The organism is Hydrocoleum sp. CS-953 (genome assembly GCF_002260545.1).
GTDB lineage: Bacteria > Cyanobacteriota > Cyanobacteriia > Cyanobacteriales > Microcoleaceae > Trichodesmium.
Window position 1 is genome coordinate 1 of record NZ_LGSU01000229.1, and the last position, 2,502, is coordinate 2,502.

Annotated in this window: 2 protein-coding genes and 1 pseudogene; all 3 read right to left on the bottom strand. The window is 36.1% G+C overall.

Annotated features, from left to right (window positions below; translation table 11 throughout):
- Positions 1-103: 103 nt before the first annotated feature.
- Positions 104-1,360, bottom strand: a complete 1,257-nt coding sequence (locus AFK68_RS01940) for an NAD-dependent epimerase/dehydratase family protein (RefSeq protein WP_094671207.1) — start codon at positions 1,358-1,360, stop codon at positions 104-106.
- Positions 1,361-1,752: 392 nt separating this feature from the next.
- Positions 1,753-1,983, bottom strand: a complete 231-nt coding sequence (locus tag AFK68_RS44075) for a hypothetical protein (protein WP_371357199.1) — start codon at positions 1,981-1,983, stop codon at positions 1,753-1,755.
- Positions 1,931-2,314 (bottom strand): annotated as a pseudogene (locus tag AFK68_RS01945) (CpcT/CpeT family chromophore lyase). The gene AFK68_RS44075 and the pseudogene AFK68_RS01945 overlap by 53 nt, the downstream one beginning before the upstream one ends.
- Positions 2,315-2,502 lie beyond the last annotated feature (188 nt).

Sequence of the window (2,502 nt, forward strand, 5' to 3'; positions counted from 1 at the left end):
ATTATAAAATTGATTATATCAAATTCCAACCACAAGTAAAATTACTACATATACTGAATATAAATTTCTTAAAAAAGATATATTTTTTATTCAGTTTTAGATGTTACTGTACTTGTACAGAATCTAATTCTTTATTGGTTTCCTTAGTTTTGGATACTATTGTATTTTGTGCAGAATCTGATTGTTGAGTTTTTTCTCTATGCCAAGATACTTTAGGTAAAATCTGATTTTTATCCACTCTTTCTTGATACTTAATCGCAAAATTGAGCAAAGAGTCTAATAGAGAATCAGATAAATAATGAGGTTTTAAACCAAGGTCTAGTAGATTCGTATTTTTAGCATTGAAATAATGCTGCTCCAATTCTACTCTAGGATTATCCAAGTTGCTAATCTTGACATCTAAATCCATAGTTTTACCCGCTTTCTGTACCATTTTTGCCAAGTCAGCCACACTAAACATTTCCGTAAATTGGTTAAAAACTCTGAATTTACCTGCTTCTGCGGGGTTAGCGATCGCTAGTTCCATGCAACGGACAGTATCTCTAATATCTAAGAAAGCCCGAGTTTGTCCACCTGAACCATAAACAGTTAGTGGGTGGCCAATTGCAGCTTGAATACAAAATCTATTGAGTGCTGTACCAAAAACTCCATCATAGTCCAGACGGTTAATCAAAAGTTCGTCTTTGATAATTTCATCATCTAAAAGACCAGTTAGAGCAACACCATATACCACACCTTGATTGAGGTCTGTAGCACGGAGGCCCCAGATTTTGCAGGCAAAGTGAATATTGTGGCTATCGTGAACCTTACTTAAATGATAGAAAGACCCTGGTTGTTTCGGATAAGGTAAAGTATCCTTACGTCCATTATGTTCAATAGTAATGTAACCTTCTTCAATATCTATATTAGGAGTACCATATTCTCCCATAGTTCCCAATTTAACCAAGTGGGCATCTGGAAAATCCTCTTTCATCGCATAGAGAATATTTAGAGTACCAACAACATTATTAACCTGGGTCATAACAGCGTGTTCCCGGTCAATCATAGAAAATGGAGCAGCACGCTGTTCACCAAAGTGGACTATAGATTCTGGTTCAAACTGACGTAGTGTTTTACTAAGGAAGTCGTAGTTGGTGATGTCTCCTATATATAGGTCAATTTTTTTGCCTGTTAGGTCTTTCCAACGTTGGATACGTTTTTGGATAGGGGCAATAGGTGTGAGGGTTTCCACTTGAATTTCCATATCCCAGTGTCGCCGAACCATACTATCTAGGATCCCTACTTCATAACCCTTACTAGAAAGATAAAGAGCGGTTGCCCAACCGCAGTAGCCATCGCCACCAATTACTAGGACTTTCATAAATTTACTTTGAATCTTGCTTACTGATATTCGGTTAATGTACCAGGTCTTGGCAATTTTTGACACTCTCTGGTTAAATCAAAGGTTTGTTGCGTACCGAAAGTCCAACCTTAGACCAGGGAAGGTGTCGCATAATTCCACAAGAAAGACATTTAACATGATGTTATTGATTTGCTGAGGCCAAATTAAAGGTTTCATGTCACGCCAGCAAAGAGTCTGAAAATCAAATTGCGAAATTATTTCCTTTCAGATTCAATGGGTAAATCTATGATATGCTTTTTATTTCTAAATGCCTCATGCTCCTAATTTCAACAATATTTTTATACCTATTTTCCAAAAAATCTTTCTACTAAAATTATTATGTGAAACTATAACTTAGAGATTTGTACTTATCAGCTCCAACTATCACTAGCAAAAAACTTAACGTAGCAAAATTTTATGAAATTCGTCTGACAACTTGTGGGTAAGATATACCAACCGATGACAGGGAAATGTCGAATTGTAACTTGATCGGCAAAGGTAGTCCAACAGATAAATTCAAAAAGTCCAGCGATCGCTCCCCATACCTGTTTATCTATGTTCAGGCTCACATTCTGTGTCATGGCTAATAAATTTCTGTTCATCTATCTCAGAGTGACTGTTGAGATAGGTAGTTTTCTCTTTCTGGACTACGGTACAAGCTTTTCCTGGTTCTACCTCACCTCTAAAACTATTACCTGTCCATTTTTTAATAAAAGTACAGCCTGGTAATTTTTTAATTTGTTATTTTTTGAGGTTTTCTAGGCGTTGGGGGTTGCGGGCACCTCCATAAAATTCTTCTTCTTCAATGGCGTAGTTTTCAATATCTATATGTTTTTTTGAAGAGAATAATTTCAGTTTATTGAGGGTAATTTCATCAGCTTGCTCTAGATCAAGGGTAAGTCCATTGAGCAGTTGATATGCAAGTGGACGCATATAGACGCGAATATGGGCAAAAAAAAGGGGTGGGCGATCAAAAGCTTATTCTTGGTTACTGAAGTCAGGAGCTAACCAACGTGCCAAGGTAGCCAAAGTAGTAATGTCTATTGAGTAGGTCATTTTGATTGAGTGTAAATTTAGGATTTCAAGTTCAAAATAAAATTTTAAATTAATTAGTTAAATGT